Genomic DNA, 5,147 nt, shown 5'->3' on the forward strand with positions numbered 1-5,147 from the left:
GATTGATACAAGTGTTTTATAAACTAATTCAGGATCTTTATTTATTTTATTTGCTACTGAAACCCCATCAATCTTCCCATCATTTGAGTCATAATTTAGCGTTGTATAGTTAACTTTTTTTGAATCTAACATTCTCATTGCGTTCGTTTTACTTACAGCCATTTTTACTCCTTTCAATGCTACAAACATAATCTATTTTTAGGCAGAAATTGATTGTTTTTTATTTCGATTTTTAAGTTTTTGTTCAATGGATTTCATAAACGGTGTAGTTGAAACCGCAAATACGATACAAGCTAACCAAATAAATGAAAATGAGATGAAGTCTTTCTTTGAGAAACTTTCATCGTATAATAAAATCCCTATTAATAAACTAATTGTTGGTGATATAAATTGCAAAAAGCCAACATAAGTATACGGAATTAATTGTGCTGCTTTACCGAAAAATAATAAAGGAATAATTGTTACTAAACCAGCACCTACTATTAATAATTGCTCAATTGGTGCACTTTGTACAAGTCCTGCTTGGCCTTTAAAAGCTAGGAAGCCAAAGTATAGTAAGGCCACTGGAAAAATTAATAAAGTCTCTATTGTAAGGCTTAAAAAAGAGTCGATATTTAAAATCTTTTTCAATAATCCATAAAAGGCAAATGTTAAAGATAAAAGTATTGCTACGATTGGTATTGTACCTGACATGATTGTTAAATATCCTACACCTATTGTTGCTAAACAAACTGAAACAATTTGCCAAATTGACAATGACTCTTTTAATACGATGACCCCAAGTATAATACTAACTAATGGATTAATATAATAACCTAAGCTTGCATCAAGAATATGATTTGAATTGACCGCCCAAATATATATTAGCCAATTGGTACTAATTAATAGTGAAATAGCAATCATTGAAACGAATACTTTTTTATTACTTACAACTTGCTTCCAAGTAATTTTAAATTGTTTTAATTTTTTTGTAAGAAGAATGAAAAGTATTAACGTTACAAAAGACCATATAATACGATGTGTTAATATTTCAAAAGGTGAAATATCTTGAATTAGTTTCCAATAAATTGGTAAGACACCCCATACCACATATGCAAGTACACCGTACAAAATCCCTTTAAGTGTGTTGTTCATTCTCTCCCAGCTTTCTTTTTCTATATTAGTGTGCTATTTCAACCTTTTTTTCTTCAGATTGTTCAGACGGTAAAAATAAGACGAAAATAAACGTAATAATACTAAATATCGCCATAAATAAAGTAATGATTTCAAAACCAGCTGTTACAGCTTTTACTGTCGATAGATGATTGATTTGATTATGAGCATTAAGTACTAATTTTTGACCATTCAATACTTCGGATGCCTTAATCGTAAAAATGGTTCCTAACACAGCAACCGTAATTGTTTGCGAAAAAGTATTTAAAAAGGAATTTGCGGCTATTGCAATACCCCTTTGGTTCATTCCAACAGCTGATGAAATTAGGATCATATAAATTGGAAAAGATAATCCAAAGCCAAGACCTAAAAATGCATTAAATGGATAAATTAATATTTTTGAATCATGGAAAAAGTTCATCCCTAAGGCACCTATAATACATAACAAAGCACCTAATAGGATAATGTTTCTTGCCTTCATTTTCTTAATGAAACGACCAGATAAAAATGAACCTAATGTCCATGCAAATGAAAGTGGAATTAACATTAAACCTGACTGTGTCGCACTTAATCCAAACACACTTTGATTATAAACTGGTAAATATACCTCGATCGAGATTAGAAGTGCATGTGCTATAAACATTGCTGCATATGTTACGACTAAATGACGGATTTTGAATAAAGAAAGTGGTAACAATGGCTCTTTTACTCTTGTTTCAACAAAAAGGAATAACCCAAATAAAATGATTGCAAATGCAAAAAGGAATAATAAATTCGGAGAAGTCCAGTTATGTTGCTCTCCTCCTACAACTAAAGCATATAAAGCAGATAAAGTACTTAATATAAAAAGGATGGCCCCTAAATAATCAATTGAAATTGTATTTTTACGGTCAATTTTTTGATGATAATATTTCCAAAATAGAATAATAGAAATGATTCCGAATGGAAAATTAATAAAAAAGATATAACGCCAAGAAATGAAGTCTACAAAAAATCCTCCGACTAATGGACCGATTACACTTGAAACTGCCCATACTGCACTAATAAACCCTTGCACTTTAGCTCTTTCTTGGAATGGATACAAATCACTTATTACCGTCATCGTTAAGGGTAATGCTGCTCCAGCACCTAGCCCTTGAATTGTACGAAATAATATTAATTGACCCATATTTTGTGAGAAACCACATAAAACTGAACCTAAAATAAATAAAATGATACCAAACATTAATAAGTTTTTGCGACCATATAAATCCGATAGCTTCCCATAAATCGGTGTCGTTACAGTCATTGCTAACATATAAGCTGCAAAAATCCAACTCATCAACTTAACACCAGATAATTCTGTAGTGATGGTAGGTGTGGCAGTTGTAATAATCGTCCCTTCAATCGCAGACAATGTAACAGCAACCAACAACCCGATCGTCACTAGCCTTCGATTTGTTTCCATAGTAAACCTCCATCCGAGAGCAGATATAAGGATTGAATTTTTTTAGAATAGATAAATATTCCTATGCTCCCTTAAAAATAATAGAAGCTCTAATGGAGCTTCTATTGTGTCCTTACCTACTTTTTCCAATTTGATTCAATAAACTCGTCTCTTCCAGACATCGCTCTATCTTCTTTATAGTGTTTTGGATTTTTTTTATGATAGTCTTGGTGATACTCTTCAGCTTCATAAAAAGTAGTTGCTTGTAATATTTCAGTTACAATCGGTTTCTTAAAAATATTACTTTCAATTAATTTTTCTTTTGATTCCATTGCTTCCTTAAGCTGTGAATCATTATGAACAAAGATTGCAGCTCGGTATTGTGAACCTCTATCTTGGAATTGACCGTCTGGATCTGTTGGATCAATTTGCGGCCAAAATAATTCTAATAGTTTATTGTATGAGAATAATTCATCATCAAACCTAATTTGAACTACTTCATAATGACCAGTAGTACCCTTTTTAACTTCTTCATACGTAGGGTTTTCTAATTCCCCACCCATATAACCTGAAACAATACCATGTATACCAGGTAAATCCTCAAACGGTGTTACCATACACCAAAAACAACCACCTGCAAATGTAGCTTTTTGAATCATTTTAAATCCTCCTTACATTACCTAGTTTACATAACACTATTATGTGAAACCCATATATTTCTTTAATCTTATCTTATCTCTTTTAAAAGAATTTTTAAATATTTCAGCTCATAATTTTCCAATTTTTTATAAAATGAATTCAGTGAATCTGGTTGAATTTTTATTAATCTGAAGAGACAATAAAAAACAGACAGTAATTGTCTATTTGAATGACAATTATGTCTGTTTTCTTATACTGTTTTAAGCAGCAATTGACTTATTATTGTTTTTGATTCTTGTTCCAACGAACAACCAAATGACAAATAGAAATAAAATTAGTTGTGGAATGATACTTTCAAGGGAAGGATAAATCCCTAATTTAGGTATTGTTGGAAAAATAGTACTCATATGGTCAGGTAAATAGCCAATTCCTTGTAATGCATGAATACTTTGACCAATGAATTTAAACGTCAAGTAATAAATACATAAACTTGCGATTGTAAAAAACGGCTTTAAAGGAATAAATTTGCTTCCTTTTAAGATGAAGATTCCAATTACAACAAGTAAACTAATTCCACCTGCAAAACCAGTAATCAATTCTTTCGCTGTAATTGAAGAACTCATACCGATATAGAATACGACAGTTTCGGCACCTTCTCTAAATACTGCGAAAAATGAAAGTAAACTTAATGAAAGAATTCCTCCGCCTGCAATAGCTGCTTTAGCTTTCTCTTTCATCTTACTACCATATTCTTGTTGACGAGATTGTTTATGCAACCATAACCCAACTGTTAACATGAAAACAACTGCAATAAGACCAGAGATCCCTTCAATCAATTGATTACTAATTCCGGCTGAGATTTTTGATAATAAGAACTGGAATAATAATCCAGCTACTAAACTAGCTAGAATACCAAAAGCACCACCAACGAAGATCCACTTACGTCCTGATTCTTGTTTACCTTTTGACACTAATGCTAGTAAAGCAGAAATAATAATTAAAGCCTCTAAACCTTCACGGAATACAATTGTCCCTGCATCAAACATCGTATAAGATGTTTTCTTCGTAGCTAAGTTTAAATTGTTTTGAATTTGTTTTAATGTTTTCATCGTTGTAGCAGATTTAGGCTTTTCTGTTAACTGAGTTAATGCAATAGATGTATCATTTTCAATCTTCTTATATAATTCCATTGAATTTGCTTGAACCATTACTTCTACATAAGGCCAATCTTGTATAAATTCATTAAATGTTGATTGTGCTTCCACTGTATCATTTGATTCTACATAATTGATTGTTTGATTAAGTAGTTTAATTGCTTTCTCAATACTTACTTCTTTTGTTGAATCACTACTTGGATGATTCAATACATCAATTAATTTAGTAAAAGAATCATTAACTTTAGTAATTGAAGGAATTTCAGTAAACAAAGTTGACCTTGAAGTAATCATATTTGCTTCGATTGAACCATAGAAACCACTGTTTGCTTTTCTAACATCATTTTCTACTTTTGACCATTCAATTTCAAAAAGCTTATACTCTGATTGTGCTTTTTCCCAATTTGATTCATTTGATAAAGTTTTAACATTATTTAAATGAGCTACTAGTTTAGTCAGATTAATTTGAGAAAGATCTTTTTTATCATTCGTATTTTCGATCCACTTTTCTGTTTCAAAAGCTATGCCGCGAATATCATCTTTTACTGTTGCAAGTTCATTTTGATCAATATCTTTAATCGCTTGGTCAACTAGTTTATTTAATTTTGAAGTTTTTTTCTCATTTTTAATTAAATCTTTAATCGCTAACAAATCTGTTTTTACTTTATCTTTTTCACCATTTTTAACTTCTGTTAATGAGTTACCAATATGTGAAAGTACTTGTTCTTGAAGATCAGTTTCAGCAAATGTTTTATGAAACGGACTAAATATTAAAC

Annotated in this window: 4 protein-coding genes; all 4 read right to left on the reverse strand. The window is 30.9% G+C overall.

Going from position 1 to position 5,147, the window contains the following annotated elements; translation table 11 throughout:
- Positions 1 to 198: 198 nt before the first annotated feature.
- On the reverse strand, positions 199 to 1,134 hold the full coding sequence (gene rarD, locus CN514_RS20305) for an EamA family transporter RarD (RefSeq protein WP_098234141.1): 936 nt from the start codon (positions 1,132 to 1,134) through the stop codon (positions 199 to 201).
- Positions 1,135 to 1,159: 25 nt separating this feature from the next.
- Entirely contained in the window at positions 1,160 to 2,599 is a 1,440-nt protein-coding gene (locus CN514_RS20310) for an MDR family MFS transporter (RefSeq protein ID WP_098234142.1), read from the reverse strand.
- 116 nt (positions 2,600 to 2,715) lie between these two features.
- Positions 2,716 to 3,234 (reverse strand): peptide-methionine (S)-S-oxide reductase MsrA, encoded by a 519-nt coding sequence (gene msrA / locus CN514_RS20315; protein WP_098234144.1) that lies wholly within the window; start codon positions 3,232 to 3,234, stop codon positions 2,716 to 2,718.
- A 243-nt stretch (positions 3,235 to 3,477) separates the two neighbouring features.
- Positions 3,478 to 5,147: FTR1 family iron permease (locus CN514_RS20320; RefSeq protein WP_098234143.1), on the reverse strand; the 1,670-nt coding region annotated here is incomplete at its 5' end.

The organism is Bacillus sp. AFS001701 (genome assembly GCF_002559405.1).
Lineage (GTDB): Bacteria > Bacillota > Bacilli > Bacillales > Bacillaceae_G > Gottfriedia.

Bases quoted from the DNA above. Each gene is read 5' to 3' on its own strand.
- rarD (WP_098234141.1), bottom strand. From the start codon at position 1,134: ATGAACAACACACTTAAAGGGATTTTGTACGGTGTACTTGCATATGTG.
- CN514_RS20310 (WP_098234142.1), bottom strand. From the start codon at position 2,599: ATGGAAACAAATCGAAGGCTAGTGACGATCGGGTTGTTGGTTGCTGTT.